Source organism: Streptomyces calvus, assembly GCF_006782915.1.
Classification (GTDB): Bacteria; Actinomycetota; Actinomycetes; order Streptomycetales; family Streptomycetaceae; genus Streptomyces; species Streptomyces calvus.
This window is the reverse complement of record NZ_VCNP01000043.1, coordinates 258249-276397: the sequence shown is the minus strand read 5'-3', so window position 1 is coordinate 276397 and position 18149 is coordinate 258249. Positions and strand designations below refer to the sequence as shown.

The following is an 18149-nucleotide window of genomic DNA, read 5'->3' as shown; positions in this document are numbered from 1 at the left end:
CTGTTTTACCGTACTCGGCATGGACATCCGCCCGGTCCCCTACGACCACCCCGACGCCGTGAAGCTGGACACCGAGGTCCAGGCCGAATACCACGTCCGCTACGGCGACGGCGGCGACTCCACCCCCATGCACCCGGCGGACTTCGAACCCCCGAACGGCATCTACCTGATCGCGTACGACGAGTCCGGCACCCCCGTGGCCTCCGGCGGCTGGCGCGTCCAGGACGCCAACGGCGAGGGCAATCTCGACGGCGACGCCGAGCTGAAGCGCATGTTCGTGATCGAGCAGATGCGCGGCCGCGGCCTGGCCCGCCGCATCCTCGCCGCCCTGGAGGCCGACGCCCGCGCCGCCGGCCGTCTCCGCATGGTCCTGGAAACCGGCACCAAGCAGCCGGAGGCCATCGCCCTGTACACCTCCAGCGGCTACGAGCCCTGTGAGAAGTTCGGCTTCTACCGCTTCCACGAGGACAGCCGCTGCTACGCGAAGGTCCTGTAGCGGCCCGGTCGCTCCAGGCTGAGCAGGAAGTACGCCGTCTCGCGGAAATCGTCGTCCGCCGGTTCGACCTCCACGGTGACCGGGATGCCCTTCCTGCTCGGCTCGACGTGCACCGGGACGCTGCGTGTCTCGCCCTCGCCGAGAGGCGCAGTGAGCGCAGCGGCGCACTCCTGCTCGTTCAGCCACGTCAGGAAGTAGTCGTGGGAGTAGTCGTCGTCCAGGGGCTCGCCCTCGCGGACCTCGAGAGCAGGATCGGCGCCACCGGTCGGCTCACCGCCCAGCAGCAACTCCTGGCCGGTGTCGTTGTCATAGGTGACCGTGAAGCGGTACGTGCCGTCGGACTCCTCGTGCGGACGGCTGACCGTGATCTTCAGGCCGTCCTCGTACCGGGCGCTCGCACCAGGGCCGTAAGGCTCCACCACGCTGCCGGAGGCACCGGTACCGGTCTGCTCCAACTGCCCGTATCCGTCCAGCCCTTTCACCAGCTCGTCCAGCACCCAGGCGACCCCGGCCATCAGGACGACGAAGAGGACCAGGGCGACCGCGCAGCCGGCGAAGCCCGTCGAGCCCTTGGCCGTCGGGCCACCATCGGACACCACATCCACATCCATGCAGGCCACGGTAGGAACCGGTCCTGCGCCCCTTCATGAGCACACATACTCATGATTCATTCCGGCAGCCGACGGACACCCGAGTACGGGACGCAGTGGACCAAGACCCGAACGTCACCGGGCCTGGACGCCTCACTCCCACCGTTCGATGTCGGACTCAGTCCGAGTACGCCTACTCAGGCACCTTGATGGCCGATACGGATAAGGCAGACGCCGATGATCCGCTACCGTCCGCACTGATCACAGCGACACAGCAACGCACGCGCGCATCAGCTCGGCGGTACGACAGGGGGAGGGCCACGCATGGCGTGGGACGAATGGGAGCAGGTGAAGGCCGCAGCGGCCGAGCGGCATACCGCACAGATGCAGCTCAACCAGCTACCCGCTGATCAGGGTGGTGGTACGTCCACGGGCGAATCGAAAACCGAATCCGGCGGCTCGGGCACTCTTCGTCACTCGGGCGGGCCATGGACCCGGGCGGCAGGCACAGCGGGCGATCTGAGGATCAGCACCGAGTCGACGAAGAAGAACCTGCTGTCCGGGCACGCAGGTGTGTCGAAGGGTGCAGAGGGCCTGGCAAGCCTGGAAGTGCTCAAATCTGTACTCACCTCCTGGGAACGGCGACTGGAGGCGGTACGAGACGAATGTGAGTCACTGGAGCCCAAACTGCGCGCCGTCGCCAAGGAAATGGGTGAGCGCGAGGGAGCCATCGCCGCCTCAGTACGTGCCGTGAGTGTGCCGACGGGAGGCCGGGAATAGTGCCCTCCTCGTTGACCTGGCAGCAACTGCGGGACGTGAAACTGTCGGAGCTGGATGATGCAGCGGACGGCTGGGCAAAGGTGTCGCATCACGCGGATGCCGCGGGCGAGCGTGTAGACGCCGAGATGGCTGGGCGGCTGGCAAAAACTCAGGAGAGCGACTCGGCGACTGCAGCCGTCGAGCGACTGAAACGCCTGAGTAATAATTACCACTACATCCACACCGAGTGTGGCCTGATTCGCGCCTCGGTCAGCGGCCTTTCCTCCGAGCTTGCCGCTCCCCAGAAGCGACTGAAGGATGCACTGGAGGATGCCGCCGCCCTTTCATACACAGTACACGCGGATGGAAGCATAGGTTACCCCGCCGGCGGTAAGAATGAGTTGACCGGGAAAGAGCTTCCTGGTGGGACAGTCATGGGCAACAACGGCATGCTCACCGGGGGCAACAAGGAACTGCACCCACCGAACGACAAAGGGCTGTATTCCCCGGAGACGCCTGGCCTGATCAACCACAACCCGCACCACGCCAAGGCGCAGGACATCGCAGACCGCATTGCCCATGCCCTGCGAGAGGCTCACGAGATTGACGACCGATACAGGCAGGCGCTCAGCAAACTCAAGGCTCCCCCAGGACTTAGTGTCGACGAGAAGACCTGGGCCGACGCCGCCGCTGACACCGCAGCCGTCGGATCTGCGGCTAATTACCTGGAAGACGGGATCCCCCGCGACAAGTCTCCTGCCGACCGCAAGGAATGGTGGGACCGCCTCACTCAAGAGCAAAGGGACCAGTACCTGGCCGTCTATCCGGACGTGATCGGAAATCTGGACGGAATCCCGGCGACCATCCGAGACGAGGCGAACCGGGATAACATTCAGCTCCTGATCGGAAAACTCTCCGGGCAGGAGGACGAGAACTCGAAGACAATGTTGGACGGATTGAAAGGCATCCAGGCAAAATTGGAAAAACCGAGCGTACCTCCCATGTACCTTCTGGGTATTGGAGATGCAGGAAACGGTCGCGCCATCGTTTCTTACGGAAATCCCGATACGGCACACAACGTCTCAGCTTATGTGCCGGGCCTCGGCACCAAGCTGGACAAGGAGTTCGCCGACGGTACGCTGAAGCGAGCGCAGGACACCGCCCTCGGCGCCGCCGAAGCTGATCCTCACAATTCGACTGCGTCGATCGTCTGGCTCGGCTACGACGCTCCCCAGCTCTCGCCGCAAGATCTGGCTGCCAACACTGACGTCATGCGCAAGGAAAACGCCGAGGCCGGAGCAGTCTCCTATAACGCCTTCATGGCCGGAATCTCCGCGACGAACGAAAACACCGACCCTCACATCACGGCCATCGGGCACTCCTACGGCTCTCTCACGGTTGGTTTGGCGGCACAGGAGAGGGGCGGGGTCCCAGGAGCGGACGACATTATCCTCGTCGGCAGTCCCGGCACCGGAGCGAAAACTGCGAACGAGCTGAATGTCGGTGAAGGTCACGTCTACGTCGGCGCAGCAGACAACGACATCGTCACCAAACTCCCCAATCAGGACGAGGCCAGCGGCATAGGAGCCGGAGTCGCCGGCGGCGGGTCGGCAGGACTCGTTCTGGGGCTGGGCATCGCCGGCCCTCTAGGAGGAGTGGTCGGCGGTTTGGCGGGTTCGGCCGTCGGCGGCATCGCTGGTTACACAGCCCAGGACCAGCAGACCGATCCGAGTCAGATCTGGTTCGGCACCGACCCGGCGAACAAGTCGTTCGGCGCCACGCGCTTCATGGTGGACGATGGCCCTACCCTGATCGAGGGGGGAACTGACGCACACTCTCAGTACTTCACTCCGGCAAAAGATCAGTTGTCAGCCGACAACATTGCAAAAATTGTGGTCGGAAAGGCCGACGAAATTATTCTGGAGCAGCCTCGATGAGGGGACTCAATGTCGCAGCAGCAACCGGAGTGATACTCCTTATGACCAGCTGCGGGACTTCGGGAAAGGCCCCTGAAGAAGGACCAGACATGAACATGCAGGAAGCCGCCGAACGCGCCGACAAGATTCTCGACGACACATTCACAGCCATTAAACCGGCCGTGCAATGGACCCATGGGGAATCCACAGAGGGAAGGTGTGATGTATCACGACGCCGAGCGGTGATGACCATCATTTCCCCGGAACGGAGGGGTAGTTTCCTCGGGGTCGTGGAACGCTACTGGAAATCCCAAGGATTCCAGCAGATCGGTGTCAACCGAAGCGTCAAGAGCCCTGCCACGTATTTCAAGACACCCGACCATTTCAACGTACGGTTGCTCATCGGTGGAAATGGCCAAGCCTTCTTCGAGGTGGCCACGCCGTGCGTGACCAAGTCCTCTGTTTCGCCGCCGACCACTGACACGCACGGCCCCAACTACGCGGGGGGTTCGATCCCGGACCCGAACGTCCGGTCCGATTTCTGGTCGGCGACCAGCCAGGTTCCCGATGCTCCTGCCACGCCATGAAGTACAGCGCCCGCCAGGGGCAGGCCTCGGCGGGCTGTAGCGGAAGGCCTCCGACAACTGACAGACCGCGTACGTCCTGCCCGTCCACGTCGGGCAGGCACGACCTACGACCTGCGGACACCGCATTGCAGCTTCTGCAATGACTCCGGTGCGGGCCTGGACGTGGACCGGAACCGCGCAGCGGTCGTCGCAGGTCCCGGCACGGCACGACGCACGGGTGCATGCCTACCCGCCGAGCGCGACCTCGCCAGCAGTACGCCGCCAACACCGCCCGCCGAGCCGTCCGCGACGCGCGAGCAAGGGCTGCTCATCACCCTCCCCCCATCGAGGGCGATTTTGTACGCCCCGAGTGCCTCCAGCAAAGATTCCGCAGAACGAGAGCGAGACCCCCGGGCGACGCGCTGCAGAGTGCCACCCTTCGACGGCATGAGCACTGATGCCATGGTCGGCGTATCGCGTACGCCTGCCCCTGGGTTGGTGTGCCTGCCGGACTTCGATCTTCACGCCTTCGCGGCCGAACCGTTCAAAGCCATGCGCGTCACCGGCTCGCTCGGCGACCGTGCCGCCGTCTTCCAACTGCTCATCGCCTGGGAGCACCCTGCAGAGGGTCTGCTTCGGTCCTGTGCTGCCGGCCACGTCTGCCAGAGAGCGCGGCGATGACCACGGCGCCCTGTGACGACCCCCACAGAGCTGAGGAAGTCTTGCCGCGACAACACGAAGAAGCCCCCGCCGATTTCTCGGCGGGGGCTTCCAACTGTGCAGTGGACCTGAGGGGATTTGAACCCCTGGCCCCCTCGATGCGAACGAGGTGCGCTACCGGACTGCGCCACAGGCCCTTGCAACGAGTGAAACTTTAGCATCCCGATCGGGGTGCTCGGAAATCCGTTGGCCCGGTGCTACTCGTTGGCGGCCTTCGGGCGGTCCCCGTCCTCGTACTGGTCGAAGAGCGGGGTGCGGCCGCGCTCGCGGGAGCGGCGGGCCGAGGCGGCGCGGCGGGCGTCGCTGCGGCCGTCGTCCGCGAGGCGGTCGTCGGTGGCGGCCGGCTCGGGGTCCGCCTCGTCGGCGGCCTCCTCGGCCGGTACGGCGCTCGAACGGGCCGAGCTCCAGGTGCCCGGGGCGCCGAGGTCCACGTCGCTGCCGGCGCGCGGGGCCACGGGCGCGGTCACGTACGTGGGGAGCGGCACCGGGACCGGGTCCCAGCTGTCGCCGCCCTGGCCGGGCGGCCGCCGGCGCTCACGCTGCTGGTCGACCCACTCGGCGTGGTCGGTCTGCTCGACGAGCGCACGCCGGTCCGCGGCGAGCGCGGAGAGGCCGGGGTCGGGGTCGGCTCCGGCTTCCGGTCCCTCCGGTTCGTCGGGGTCGGCCTCGTCCACGGTGGGGCGGCGACGCGGCTGGCGCTCGCGTTCCCGCAGCCGCTGCGCCGCGACCTCGGCCTGGCGGCGGTCCATCTGGTAGGCGAACCGGCGGCGCTCCTGGGAGCGCAGGTAGGCGATGTAGGCGCTCAGCAGGACGGCCGGGACGCCGGGCGCCCACAGGAACGCGAGCCCACCGACCGCCGCGACGATCGCGCCGAGCGTGAAGGCGACGAACAGCAGGGTGGTGGTGCGCCGACGGCGCGCGAGCACCTTCGTGCGCCGGGCGCGCGCGGCGGCCGCCTGCGCCGCCCGCTCACGCCGTGCGTCCTGCGCGCGGCGGGCGGCCGGGACGCGGTCCCGTGCGGCGCCGGGCCCGGCACTCCTGCGGTCCGCCTCCTCGCGCGGAGGCCGGCCGGGCCTGGCGGCCGCCGGTTCCGGCGGCTCCGCGGGGAGGGACGGTACGGGTACCTGGGTGTGCGGGCGGGTCTGGGACACGGCGAAGGCCCGGACGTCCACCGAGTCGGTGATCGCGTCCGGGTCGTGGACGTCCTGCTCCCCCTCGTCGGTGGAGCGCGCCCGCAGGTCCTTGGCGTACCGGCGCTCCATGCCCGCCCGTCCGGACAGCAATCGGATGGCGGTGCTGAAGCGTTCCGTTGGACGGGCCTCGTTCAGCTCGTCCTGCCTACGGAGCCACATCGGCACCAAGTAGGCGGCCCAGGCCCCGACAATGACTGCGTAGATGAGGCCGCTGCTGCTCACGTCTCACACCGTAGAGGGGTTTGCGCGGCGCGCTCCGCCAATTGAGCCGGTGTGTCGCACGATCTGGCTGATATTTCGAACTTTTTTTGTGACCGATGCGATCAAGAGACCACTCGAACCGGGAATTCCGCACCTGTAGACGGTCGCCCGCCGGTCAAATTCGAACGTATATTCAATTTCCCGGGCTGTGGGGGATTCCCGGGTTGCGTCGGTCGCGTCCGGGCAGCTCGTGGCCGGGCCGCTCCTGAGAGCGTGCCCGGCGCCACCGGGCGAGCAAACCGTCCGGGACTTCCTCGGCGGTGAGCGCGTAGACGAGATGGTCGCGCCAGGCGCCGTCGATGTGGAGATATCGCGGACGCAGCCCCTCCTCGCGGAATCCGAGTTTCTCCACGACCCTGCGGCTCGGCCCGTTCTCCGGGCGAATGCAGATCTCGATGCGGTGCAGACCCACGGTGCGGAAACAGTGGTCCACGACCATCGCCACGGCCGTCGGCACCACCCCGCGGCCGGCCACCGCCTCGTCCACCCAGTAGCCGACGTGGCCCGAGCACATCGAGCCCCAGGTGATCCCGGCGACCGTCAACTGGCCGACCAGCCGCCCCTGGTACTCGATGACGAACGGCAGCATCCGGCCCGCGTTCGCCTCGGAGCGCAGGTGCCGGACCATCTGACGGTAGGTCGGCCGGTGGATGACCGGGCCGCTGGGCGTGGGCGGCGGGATCGTCGCCTCCCAGGGCCGCAGCCAGTCCCGGTTGCGCCGGTTGACCTCGCGCCAGGCCTTCTGGTCGCGCAGCTTTATGGGCCGGAGGACGATGTCGCCGTCCACCAGCTCGACCGGCCACTGTAGGCTGTTCAGCTCGCACCCCCGCCACTGGCGTCCGGTCGCGGGTGGTCCCCGCCGCGCAGCTGGTCGACGGCGTGCCTCAGCAGCGGTTCCAGGACCGCCAGGCCGTCCTTCACACCGCCGCTGGACCCGGGCAGGTTGACGATCAGCGTGCCGCCCGCGACTCCGGCGAGGCCCCGGGACAGGGCGGCCGTGGGCACCTTGTCCCGGCCGTACGCCCGGATGGCCTCCGCGATGCCGGGGACCTCGTGGTCGATGACCCGGCGGGTCGCCTCGGGCGTGCGGTCGGTGGGCGAGATGCCGGTGCCGCCGGTGGTGACGATGACGTCGTACCCGGCCTCGGCTCCCGCGCGCAGGGCGGCCTCCACGGGGTCGCCGTCGGGGACCACCTGCGGGCCGTCGACCGCGAAACCGAAGCGCCGCAGCCCCTCCGCGATCAGCGGGCCGCCCTTGTCCTCGTAGACGCCGGCGGCGGCCCGGTTGGAGGCGGTGACGACCAGCGCGCGGTACGGCGCGGCGCCGGCCGGCGCGTCGGGTGTCATGCCCGGCTCCAGTCGCCCGACTTGCCGCCCGTCTTCTCCTCGACCCGCACGTCCGTGATGACCGCCTCCTTGTCGACCGCCTTGACCATGTCGATCACGGTGAGCGCGGCCACGGACACCGCGGTGAGCGCCTCCATCTCGACGCCCGTGCGGTCCGTCGTCTTCACGGTGGCGGTGATCTCCACGGCGTCGTCCGCGACCGACAGGTCCAGTTTCACACCGGACACCGACAACGGGTGGCACAGCGGGATCAGGTCGGGGGTGCGTTTGGCGCCCATGATGCCCGCGATGCGTGCGGTGGCCAGCGCGTCGCCCTTGGGGACGCCCTCGCCGCGCAGCAGTTCGATCACGCGGGACGAGACGAGGACGCGGCCGGTGGCCCGCGCGGTGCGGGCGGTGACGTCCTTGCCGGAGACATCGACCATGCGGGCGGCGCCCGCCTCGTCGATGTGGGTCAGCCGGCGCTGCTCGGAGGTACCGGGGGACTCCCCCCGGGATGGCACGGTCATGATCGTGTGGCGCTCCCGGTCCTGGCCCGTCGCGGTGCGGCGCACGGGCCTGCTGTGCGCGACACGGTACCTCCAACCGCTCCCGCTCAGCCGAGCAGGACCACCTCGGTCTCGGTGCCGGGCGCGACCGACTCGACGTCCTCGGGGACGACGATCAGCGCGTTCGCCTGCGCCAGGGCCGCCACGAGATGGGAGCCCGCGCCGCCGACGGGGGTCACCGTGCCGTCGGCGTACCGGCCGCGCAGGAACTGGCGGCGGCCCTTCGGCGAGGTCAGTGCCCGGTCGGCGGTGAGCCGCGCGCGCACCCTCGGCCGGTGGACGTCCGTCAGGCCCATCAGGGTGCGGATGGCGGGGCGGACGAACAACTCGAAGGAGACGTAGGAGGAGACCGGGTTGCCGGGCAGGGCCAGCAGCGGGGTGTGGTCGGGGCCCACGGAGCCGAAGCCCTGCGGCTTGCCCGGCTGCATGGCGATCCTGCGGAACTCGACGCCGCTGCCGGGCTCGTCCTCGTCCGCCGTGTACGACAGCGCCTCCTTGACGACGTCGTACGCGCCGACGCTCACGCCGCCGGTGGTGACCACCAGGTCGGCGCGGACCAGTTGGTCCTCGATGGTGTCCCGCAGGGTCGCGGCGTCGTCGGCGACGGCGCCCACGCGGTAGGCGATCGCGCCGGCGTCCCGCGCGGCGGCGGTGAGCGCGAAGCTGTTGGAGTCGTAGATCTGACCGGAGCGCAGCTCTTCGTCGGGCTGGACGAGTTCGCTGCCGGTGGACAGGACCACCACGCGCGGGCGCGGACGCACCCGGACGGTGCCGCGGCCGATCGCGGCGAGCAGGGAGATCTGCGGCGGTCCGAGGACGGTGCCCGCCTCCAGGGCCCGGTCCCCGGCCCTGACGTCGCTGCCCTTGGCGCGCACGTGCGCGCGCGGCCCGGCGGGACGGTGGACGAGGACCTGCCCGGTGGCGCCCTCCGGGGCGAGGCTGCGGGCGCGCATCCCGTCGGCCGGGCCCTCGCCGAGGCCGCCGTCGGTCCACTCGACGGGGACGACCGTCTCGGCGCCGGGCGGGAGCGGGGCGCCGGTCATGATGCGGGCGGCCTGCCCGGGCCCGACGTGCAGGAGGTCGGCCTGGCCGGCCGCGACGTCCCCGACGACCTCCAGGGCCGCCGGGTACTGCTCACTGGCGCCGGCGACGTCCGCGACCCGTACCGCGTACCCGTCCATGGAGCTGTTGTCGAACGGGGGCAGGGACACCGGCACCGTGACGTCCTCGACCAGGACGCAGCCCTGGGCGTCGAGGAGGTTCAGCTCGATGGGTTCGAGGGGCCGGACGGTGGCGAGGATGTCGGCCAGGTGCTCGTCCACCGACCAGAGGTGGTCCGGGCCTGCGGTGCGGGGCGCGGCGGTGCTCAACGTTGCTGCATCTCCTCGGTGACGTAACGGCGGAGCCAGGCCCGGAAGTCCGGTCCCAGGTCCTCACGTTCGCACGCGAGTCGGACAATGGCACGCAGGTAGTCGCCGCGGTCGCCGGTGTCATAGCGGCGGCCCTTGAAGACGACGCCGTGCACCGGGCCGCCGACCGTCTCGTCGGCGGCGAGCTGCTGGAGGGCGTCGGTCAGCTGGATCTCGCCGCCGCGGCCGGGCTCGGTCTTGCGCAGTATGCCGAAGACGGCCGGGTCGAGGACGTAGCGCCCGATGACGGCGTAGTGGGAGGGGGCCTCCTCCGCGGTCGGCTTCTCGACCAGGCCGCTCACCTTGACGACGTCGGCGTCGGCGGTGGCCTCGACGGCGGCGGAGCCGTAGAGGTGGATCTGCTCGGGGGCCACCTCCATGAGCGCGATGACGCTGCCGCCGTGCTCCTGCTGCACCTCGATCATGCGCTGGAGCAGGGGGTCGCGCGGGTCGATCAGGTCGTCGCCGAGGAGGACGGCGAAGGGCTCGTCGCCGACGTGCGGGGCGGCGCACAGCACGGCGTGGCCGAGGCCCTTGGGGTCGCCCTGGCGGACGTAGTGCATGGTGGCGAGGTCACTGGACTCCTGGACCTTGGCGAGGCGCGCGGCGTCGCCCTTCTTGCCCAGGGCGGACTCCAGTTCGTAGTTGCGGTCGAAGTGGTCCTCCAGGGGGCGCTTGTTGCGGCCCGTCACCATGAGGACGTCGTCGAGACCGGCGGAGACGGCCTCTTCGACCACGTACTGGATCGCCGGCTTGTCGACGACCGGCAGCATCTCCTTGGGAGTGGCCTTGGTCGCCGGCAGGAACCGGGTGCCGAGGCCGGCTGCGGGGATGACAGCCTTGCTGATCCGAGGGTGTGACTGAGACATGCCCGACACCATATCCGGTGCCATTGTGAGGAATCTGTGGCTCCGATTATTAACTGCTCATATGAGCACTTCGGAACGATACAGGGACGGCCTTGAGACACCACGATCGCGCGGACGAGCCTGACAAGCGAGCGTTGCGACGCGAAATCCGCTCGGCGAGGAACAGGTTGACGGCGGATGACGTGCGGGTGTCCGCCACCGAGCTGGCCCGCAGGGCACTGGCACTGCCCGAACTGGCGCAGGCGCGCACGGTGGCGGCGTACGTCTCCGTGGGGAGCGAGCCCGGCACGCTCACGCTGTTGGACGCGTTGCGCGCGCGGGGCGTACGGGTTCTGCTGCCCGCGCTGCTGCCCGACAACGACCTCGACTGGGGGACGTACGACGGAGAGGGGTCCCTCGTGCGGGTCCGGCACGGCGGGCGCATGACCCTGCTCGAACCCGCCGGGGACCGCCTCGGGCCGGACGCCGTCACCGAGGCGGACGCCGTGCTGCTGCCCGGGCTGGCCGTCGACGCGCGCGGCATGCGGCTGGGGCGCGGCGGGGGCTCGTACGACCGGGTCCTCGCGCGGCTGGAGCGCGCGGACGCGCACCCGGCGCTGGTGGTGCTGCTGTACGACTCCGAGGTCGTCGCGCGCGTCCCCGAGGAGCCGCACGACCGGCCGGTGCAGGCGGTGGTGACCCCGTCCGGCGTACGGCGCTTCGGCCCCGCCGCCGCGCGACACCCCTGACGGACGTGCCCCGCAACGCCGAAGCGGTCCCCACGCGCGCGTGGGGACCGCTTCCGGTGGGGCCTGCCGGGGTCAGGGCTTGAGCAGCAGGGTGTCGCTGGTGGCGGCCTCGACCGCCTTGTCCGTGAACGCCCACGGCAGCAGCTCGCCCTCGGCCCACTTGTCGGTCTGGTCGACGTAGTGGGAGCTGTAGGCGTGGCCGGAGGCGCCGGTGAGGTTGATCCACCGGGACTTGTCCAGGTCACCGAGGTTGACCACCATCCGCATGGACGGCACCCACACGACCCCGTAGCCGCCGGCGGCGTTCCAGCCGGTCGCGTTGACCGTGGCCTCGCCGCCGCCGAGCTTCCACGGGCCGCGGTTGAGGACGTACTGCAGGAAGCCGGGGCCGTCGGTGCCGAGCGTCTGGTTCTTCAGGAACAGGCGGTGCAGCCGGCCCCAGCTCCAGGTGTCGATGTCCTTGCCGAGCTTGGCCGTCAGCTCCCAGGTGGCGTCGATCATGGCCCGCTTGAACAGCTCGTCACGGTTGTCGGCGCCCGGTCGGGTGCCCCTCTTCGGCGTCGACCACCACTCGCTGTCCTGGTCGTCCATCAGCGTGCGGACCACCTCGAACCAGCGGTCGCCGCCGTCCGGCTGCGCCTGGTCGGCCTCCCGCTGGCCGCACTCGCGGACCTTGTTCACCTCGTCGGCGGGCCCGGTCGGGTTGACCGGGTCGACCCACAGGCACTGGCCCTTGACCCGCAGCTCCTTGGGCAGCTTGTGGCCGAAGGCGAGCTTGAGGATGTTGCGCCACACCGCGTTGAAGTACGCGGCCGCCGCCGAGTCGGCGTCCTGGGTGTAGTCCCAGCCCTCCAGCAGCTTCTGCGCCTCGCGGACGTCCTCGTCACCGGTGTCGATCTTGAGCAGGTGCGGCACCAGCAGCTTGGCGATGGAGCTGGAGTTGTCGAGCTGCATCTGCCGCATGTCGTCGGTGGAGATCTTGCCGCCGTCCTTGATCTTCGACTGGATCAGGTCGGTGATGCGCTGGCTGCGGGCGCCGTAACCCCAGTCCGTGGTCAGCGTGTACGGGTAGTCCTTGCCGACGACGGCCTGGTTGGCGGTGACGATGTAGCCGCGCTCCGGGTCGAACTCGTAGGGCAGCGCGTCCTGCTCGACCCAGCCGGTCCACTCGTAGTCGGGGTTCCAGCCCGGGGCGGGCACGGAACCGTCGTGGCCCTCGGCGCGGGTGGGGATCCTGCCGGGCAGCGTGTAGCCGATGTGGCCGTCGGTGTCGGCGTAGACGAGGTTCTGCGAGGGGACCTCGAAGAGGGCGGCCGCCGCACGGAAGTCGCTCCAGTTCTTCGCGCGGTTCATCGCGAAGACGGAGTCCATGGTGCGGCCGGGCTCCAGCGCGGTCCAGCGCAGCGCGACGCCGTAGCCGTCACCCCGGTCGGGGGCGGCGCTGTCGACGGTGGCCTTCTTGCCGGTCTTCACCAGCTCGTCGGAACGGTCGGAGAGCAGGGGGCCGTTGTTCGTCTCACGCACGACGATCTTCTGCGCCGAGCCGCCGGCGACCTCGATGGTCTCCTCGCGCGTCTCGAACGGCACCACCTTGCCGTCGTACTGGTAGCCGTCGCCGGTGATCTTCTCCAGGTAGAGGTCGGTGACGTCCACGCCGGAGTTGGTCAGGCCCCAGGCGATGTCCTGGTTGTGGCCGATTATCACGCCGGGCATGCCCGCGAAGGTGTAGCCGGTGACGTCGTACTGGCACGTCGCGGAGACGCTGCGGCAGTGCAGGCCCATCTGGTACCAGACGGACGGCAGCGAGGCCGACAGGTGCGGGTCGTTGGCGAGCAGCGGCTCACCGGTGATGGTGTGGTCACCGGCGACGACCCAGGAGTTGGAGCCGATGCCGTCGCCGTTGATGCCGACGGCGGTCGGCAGGTCCTCCATGACCCGCTGGAGTCCCGTGAGCTGGCTCTCCAGGGCGGAACCCGCGCCGGTGCCCGTACCGGTCTCCGTTCCGGTTCCGGTTCCGGTGCCGGTCTCCGTTCCGGTGCCGGTGCCGGTCCCCGTCCCGGTGCCCGTGCCCGTGCCCGTGCCGCCGCTCTGCTCGTAGGCCCCGCTGAGCTCGCTGTACTGGCCCTCCTGCACGACCGGCTTGTTGCGGTCGTACGGGTACGCCGGGTACAGGTCGGCGATCTGCTTCGGGCCGAGGCGGCTGGTCATCAGCGCGCGGTCGATCTCGTCCTGCATGTTGCCGCGCAGGTCCCAGGCCATCGCCTTCAGCCAGGCGACGGAGTCGACCGGGGTCCACTCCTCGGGCCGGTAGTCGTTGGTGAAGCCCAGGGCCGCGTACTCCAGGGAGATCTCCTTGCCCTCCTTGCCCTCCAGGTAGGCGTTGACCCCCTTGGCGTACGCCTGGAGGTACTTCTTCGTGGCGGGCGAGAGCTTCTTGTCGTACTCCTCCTTGGCCACCCGGTCCCAGCCCAGGGTGCGCAGGAACTCGTCGTTGTCGATCTGGCTCTTGCCGAACATCTCCGACAGGCGGCCGGAGGTCATGTGCCGGCGCACGTCCATCTCGTAGAACCGGTCCTGCGCCTGGACGTAGCCCTGCGCCATGAACAGGTCCTCGTCGGAGGAGGCGTAGATCTGCGGGATGCCGTGGCCGTCGCGTCTGACGTCGACGGTTCCCGTCAGGCCCTGGAGCGTGATCGAGCCCTTGGTCTGCGGGAAGGAGGCACGCACGGTGCTGACCGACCAGTACCCCCCGTAGGCGATACCGCCGATCAAGGCCAGCACCAGGACGAGCACGACCAGTCGGGCTTTGCGCCCCTTCTTCCTGCCGGACTTGCCGGCCTGCTGACCCGTGGAGGCGGTGGTGTCGGTGGGCATCGCTGTCCTTGCTGTCCTAACGCGAGCGGCAGGTCGGGCTGTGCTTTTAACTGAGCGCTGGAGCAACGATAGGCGCAGGGGCCCGTGGCACTTGACGCGGAGTCGGGAACCAGCCCGGACGGCCGTTCGATCTTGCCGCGAACCGCGTCAAGAAAGCGTCAAGAGTTAGGTAAGGTAACGAAGTAGTTTGCCGCGAAAGCGGTGGATCGCAAGCGATGTACGTGAGCTCACGCGCGAGTGCGCCTGAGTCAGGGAAGGGAACGGCCGCTGACTGTCCACCACCTCAACCAGCTCCTGCTCGTCTGCTCGATCGTCCTGCTCGTCGCCGTCGCAGCGGTCCGGATCTCCTCGCGCAGCGGGCTCCCCAGCCTGCTCGTCTACCTGGGCATCGGCATCGCCATGGGCCAGGACGGCATCGGCGACATCCACTTCGACAACGCCGAGCTGACACAGGTCATCGGGTACGCGGCCCTGGTCGTGATCCTGGCCGAGGGTGGACTGGGCACCAAGTGGGCGGAGGTGAAACCGGCCCTGCCCGCCGCGTCCGCGCTCGCCGTGGCCGGCGTCGCGGTGAGCGTCGGCGTCACGGCGTCGGCCGCGCACTTCCTGGTCGGGCTGGAGTGGCGGCAGGCGCTCATCATCGGCGCGGTCGTCTCCTCGACCGACGCCGCGGCCGTCTTCTCGGTGCTGCGGAAAATACCCCTGCCCGCGCGCGTGACCGGCACCCTGGAGGCCGAGTCCGGCTTCAACGACGCACCCGTCGTCATCCTGGTGGTCTCCTTCTCCACGGCCGGACCGGTCGAGCACTGGTACGTGCTGATCGGCGAGATAGCGCTGGAGCTGGCCATCGGCGCCGCCGTCGGACTCGCGGTCGGCTGGCTGGGCGCCTGGGGCCTCAGGCACGTGGCGCTGCCCGCCTCCGGCCTCTACCCGATCGCCGTGATGGCCATCGCCGTGGCCGCCTACGCGGCGGGCGCCATCGCTCACGGCAGCGGCTTCCTCGCCGTCTACCTCGCCTCGATGGTGCTGGGCAACGCCAGGCTGCCGCACTGGCCGGCCACCCGCGGATTCGCCGAAGGGCTCGGCTGGATCGCGCAGATCGGCATGTTCGTCCTGCTCGGCCTGCTGGTCACGCCGCACGAACTCGGCGACGACATCGTGCCCGCCCTGGTCATCGGGCTGGCGCTGACCATGGTGGCCCGGCCGCTGAGCGTGGTGGTGAGCCTGCTGCCGTTCCGGGTGCCGTGGCAGGAGCAGACGCTGATGTCGTGGGCCGGGCTGCGCGGCGCCGTGCCCATCATCCTGGCGACGATCCCCATGGTGCAGGGCGTCGAGTCCAGCGAGAAGATCTTCAACATCGTCTTCGTCCTGGTCGTCGTCTACACCCTCGTCCAGGGGCCGACGCTGCCCTGGCTGGCGCGCAAGCTGCGGCTGGGCAAGGACGCCGAGGCCGCCGACCTCGGTATCGAGTCGGCGCCCCTGGAGCGGCTGCGCGGCCATCTGCTGTCGGTCGCCATCCCGGCCGGGTCGAGGATGCACGGCGTGGAGGTCGCCGAGCTGCGGCTGCCCGCCGGCGCGGCCGTCACCCTCGTCGTGCGGGAGGGGACCTCCTTCGTGCCACTGCCGACGACGGTGCTGCGGCGCGGCGACGAACTCCTCGTCGTCGCCACCGACCCGGTGCGGGACGCCGCCGAGCGGCGGCTGCGCGCGGTGGGCCGCGGCGGCAAGCTGGCCGGCTGGCTGGGCACCGACGGAACACAGAACGGAACGTGAACGCGACACCCGGCACGGCCCCGCGCGCAGGGAGCCAGCCTTGCGCGGGGCCGGGTCGCAGGGCCTGGGCCCGCCGGCCCGCCCGGCACGGGTGCGGGGCACAGGGCCCGCCCGGCCCGGACGGTCCCGGCGTGCAGGAGGGCCGCGGGCTCGCACGGGACCGGATCGCCAGGGCCTGGACCGGTCGGGCGGCCTGCCTGGACCGCCCGGGCTGGGCCGGTCGGGCCTGGGGCGGTCGGGCCTGAGGCGGTCGGGCCTGAGGCGGTCGGGCCTGAGGCGGTTGGGGCTGGGGCGGTCGGGCCTGGGGCGGTCGGGCCTGGGTCGGTCGGCTCGCCTTGCACGGGCCGGGGCGCGACGGGTTGGGCCCGTCCGCCTGCCTGGCACGGGACCGGATCGCGAGGCCTGAGCCCGTCCGCCCGCCTGGCACGGGACCGGATCGCGAGGCATGGGGCCGTCGGCTCGTCTGGTACGGCCCGGATCGCGAGGGCCTCGGTGCGGAGGGCGCGGCCGCCGCCGGGGTGGGGCCCTTCTCACAGCCCATATGGCATCGATCCCTGTACGATGCACACGAACCACCAGATCGAACCAACTCTGCCTGACGCAGAGCTGGCGCGACCGTATGGCGGCCGGGACGCCCTGAGCTGTGGCGCCGGTATCCACCGCAGTCAGCGCAAGAGGACAGCTCTCGGCACGCCCGCACGACACCGCGCGGACGGTGCTACCAGGTAGCAGAAAGGCACGGGCCGTGGCATCCACGGTCACCACGTCGAAGGACTCGCCGGCCGCCTCCCGCCCGGGATACGGCCGGCTGCTGCGCACCCGCGGCGCCTGGACGTTCCTGCTCCCCGGCTTCGCGGCACGCCAGCCGTTCGCGATGCTCACCATCTCCATCGTGCTGCTGGTCCAGCACACCACCGGCTCGTACGGCGCGGCCGGTGCCGTCGCCGCCGTCACCGGTGTCTCCATGGCAGTGTTCGCGCCCTACAGCGGCCGCCTCGCCGACCGGCACGGGCAGCGTGCCGTCCTGGTGCCCGGCGTCCTGGCGCACACCCTGTCCGGGCTGGCGCTCACCGCGCTGGCACTGACCGACGCACCCCTGTGGGCGCTGTTCGCCGCCGCCGTGCCCACGGGCGCCTCGGTGCCGCAGATCGGGCCCATGGTGCGCGCCCGCTGGGGCGTGAAGCTCAAGGGCTCCCCGCTGATGACCACCGCGGCGGCCTTCGAGTCCGTCACCGACGAACTCACCTTCGTCGTCGGACCGCTGCTGGCCACGGCCCTGTGCACGGCCGTCGACCCGGCCGCCGGACTGGTCACCGAGGCGGCGCTCACGCTGGTCGGCGGACTGCTGTTCGCCGCGCAGAAGGCCACGCAGCCCCGGCCGGGACGCGGCGGCGGGCACGCGCGCGTGGAGCACGTCTCCGCGCTGCGCGTCCCCGGTGTGCGCGTGCTGATCGTGACGTTCCTGGGCATCGGGGCCGTCTTCGGCGGCATGCAGGTCTCGCTGGCCGCGTTCTCCGAGTCCATCGGCGAACCCGGCCTGAACGGCGTCCTCTACGGCGTCTTCGCCGCGGGCAACATGCTCTCCGGCATCGCCTGCGGGGCGATCGCCTGGAAGGCCGCCCCGCAGCGGCGCCTGCTCGTCGGTTACACGGCGCTCGCGCTGACCGCCTCCGCCCTGTGGACGGCCGAGTCGGCGCTGCTCCTGGCCGGACTCGGCCTGCTGGTCGGCATGTGCATCGCACCGGCCCTGATCACCGGCTACACCCTGGTGGAGAGCCTGGTCCCGGCCGGCGCCCGCACCGAGGCCTTCACCTGGCTCACCGGCGCCGTCGCGCTCGGCCAGGCCGCGGCCGTCACCGCCGCCGGACAACTGGAGGACCGCCTCTGGGACGGCGCCGGATTCCTGGTGCCGATGGCCGGTACCGTCCTCGCCCTCGGGACTCTGTTGGCGCTGCGCTCCCGGCTGGTGCCGGACGCGCGCGGACGCACCGTGGCGCGTGGCGTGGGTCACCGCGAGCCCGTCGCAGTGGACTGATTCCTCGGAATACGTCACTATGGACCGTCGTTAGCACTCATCGAGTGAGAGTGCCAGGAGGAAGA

At 70.0% G+C, this 18149-nt stretch carries 16 protein-coding genes and 1 tRNA gene; 8 read left to right on the top strand and 9 right to left on the bottom strand.

From position 1 onward, the window contains the following. Nucleotides 1-19 precede the first annotated feature (19 nt). On the top strand, nucleotides 20-496 hold the full coding sequence (locus FGW31_RS20200) for a GNAT family N-acetyltransferase (RefSeq protein ID WP_142194835.1): 477 nt from the start codon (nucleotides 20-22) through the stop codon (nucleotides 494-496). Here the strand turns inward: FGW31_RS20200 and FGW31_RS20195 are convergent. Then, a complete protein-coding gene (locus FGW31_RS20195) occupies nucleotides 478-1107 on the bottom strand; it encodes a hypothetical protein (RefSeq protein ID WP_233452533.1) in 630 nt (209 codons plus the stop codon). The two genes, FGW31_RS20200 and FGW31_RS20195, sit on opposite strands and share 19 nt — an antisense overlap. Before the next feature lie 303 nt (nucleotides 1108-1410). Between FGW31_RS20195 and FGW31_RS20190 the strand changes: the two genes are divergently transcribed. From FGW31_RS20190 to FGW31_RS20175, 4 genes are all read left to right on the top strand, one after another. Beyond that, a complete protein-coding gene (locus tag FGW31_RS20190) occupies nucleotides 1411-1866 on the top strand; it encodes an amino acid ABC transporter permease (protein ID WP_142194834.1) in 456 nt (151 codons plus the stop codon). Then, nucleotides 1866-3782 carry an alpha/beta hydrolase gene (locus FGW31_RS20185; protein WP_142194833.1) on the top strand — a complete coding sequence of 639 codons (1917 nt, stop codon included), beginning with the start codon at nucleotides 1866-1868 and terminating at the stop codon, nucleotides 3780-3782. The genes FGW31_RS20190 and FGW31_RS20185 overlap by 1 nt, the downstream gene beginning before the upstream one ends. Nucleotides 3783-3871: 89 nt before the next feature. Then, a complete protein-coding gene (locus FGW31_RS20180) occupies nucleotides 3872-4348 on the top strand; it encodes a hypothetical protein (protein WP_142194832.1) in 477 nt (158 codons plus the stop codon). A gap of 426 nt (nucleotides 4349-4774) precedes the next feature. Next, on the top strand, nucleotides 4775-5008 hold the full coding sequence (locus FGW31_RS20175; RefSeq protein WP_142194831.1) for a hypothetical protein: 234 nt from the start codon (nucleotides 4775-4777) through the stop codon (nucleotides 5006-5008). A 102-nt stretch (nucleotides 5009-5110) separates the two neighbouring features. On the opposite strand, the gene FGW31_RS20170 is transcribed toward FGW31_RS20175, so the two are convergent. The 7 genes from FGW31_RS20170 to galU form a co-directional block, all read right to left on the bottom strand. Next, nucleotides 5111-5184, bottom strand: a tRNA-Ala gene (locus FGW31_RS20170). 60 nt (nucleotides 5185-5244) lie between these two features. Next, nucleotides 5245-6462, bottom strand: coding sequence for a divisome protein SepX/GlpR (gene sepX / locus FGW31_RS20165; RefSeq protein WP_142194830.1), 1218 nt, complete (start codon nucleotides 6460-6462; stop codon nucleotides 5245-5247). A gap of 172 nt (nucleotides 6463-6634) precedes the next feature. Further along, nucleotides 6635-7288: a GNAT family N-acetyltransferase gene (locus FGW31_RS20160; protein ID WP_233452532.1), complete on the bottom strand. Its 654-nt coding sequence runs from the start codon at nucleotides 7286-7288 to the stop codon at nucleotides 6635-6637. 26 nt (nucleotides 7289-7314) lie between these two features. Further along, nucleotides 7315-7848, bottom strand: a complete 534-nt coding sequence (locus tag FGW31_RS20155; RefSeq protein WP_142194828.1) for a MogA/MoaB family molybdenum cofactor biosynthesis protein — start codon at nucleotides 7846-7848, stop codon at nucleotides 7315-7317. Beyond that, the gene (gene moaC / locus FGW31_RS20150) at nucleotides 7845-8357 is read right to left on the bottom strand and encodes a cyclic pyranopterin monophosphate synthase MoaC (RefSeq protein ID WP_142194827.1); all 513 of its coding nucleotides are present in this window, start codon (nucleotides 8355-8357) and stop codon (nucleotides 7845-7847) included. Before moaC ends, FGW31_RS20155 begins: the two co-directional genes overlap by 4 nt. Before the next feature lie 86 nt (nucleotides 8358-8443). Beyond that, nucleotides 8444-9766 (bottom strand): molybdotransferase-like divisome protein Glp, encoded by a 1323-nt coding sequence (glp, locus tag FGW31_RS20145; RefSeq protein WP_142194826.1) that lies wholly within the window; start codon nucleotides 9764-9766, stop codon nucleotides 8444-8446. Further along, nucleotides 9763-10674: a UTP--glucose-1-phosphate uridylyltransferase GalU gene (galU, locus tag FGW31_RS20140; RefSeq protein ID WP_142194825.1), complete on the bottom strand. Its 912-nt coding sequence runs from the start codon at nucleotides 10672-10674 to the stop codon at nucleotides 9763-9765. The genes glp and galU overlap by 4 nt, the downstream gene beginning before the upstream one ends. Nucleotides 10675-10766: 92 nt before the next feature. On the opposite strand from galU, the gene FGW31_RS20135 reads away from it, so the two are divergent. Beyond that, entirely contained in the window at nucleotides 10767-11402 is a 636-nt protein-coding gene (locus FGW31_RS20135) for a 5-formyltetrahydrofolate cyclo-ligase (RefSeq protein WP_142194824.1), read from the top strand. A gap of 72 nt (nucleotides 11403-11474) precedes the next feature. Here the strand turns inward: FGW31_RS20135 and FGW31_RS20130 are convergent, their stop codons facing one another. After that, complete coding sequence (locus FGW31_RS20130; protein WP_142194823.1) at nucleotides 11475-14276, bottom strand: penicillin acylase family protein; 2802 nt, start codon at nucleotides 14274-14276, stop codon at nucleotides 11475-11477. 237 nt (nucleotides 14277-14513) lie between these two features. Between FGW31_RS20130 and FGW31_RS20125 the strand changes: the two genes are divergently transcribed. Both FGW31_RS20125 and FGW31_RS20120 read left to right on the top strand, forming a co-directional pair. Further along, nucleotides 14514-16049, top strand: coding sequence for a potassium/proton antiporter (locus FGW31_RS20125; RefSeq protein ID WP_142194822.1), 1536 nt, complete (start codon nucleotides 14514-14516; stop codon nucleotides 16047-16049). Nucleotides 16050-16794: 745 nt separating this feature from the next. After that, entirely contained in the window at nucleotides 16795-18084 is a 1290-nt protein-coding gene (locus FGW31_RS20120; protein WP_142194821.1) for an MFS transporter, read from the top strand. Nucleotides 18085-18149 lie beyond the last annotated feature (65 nt).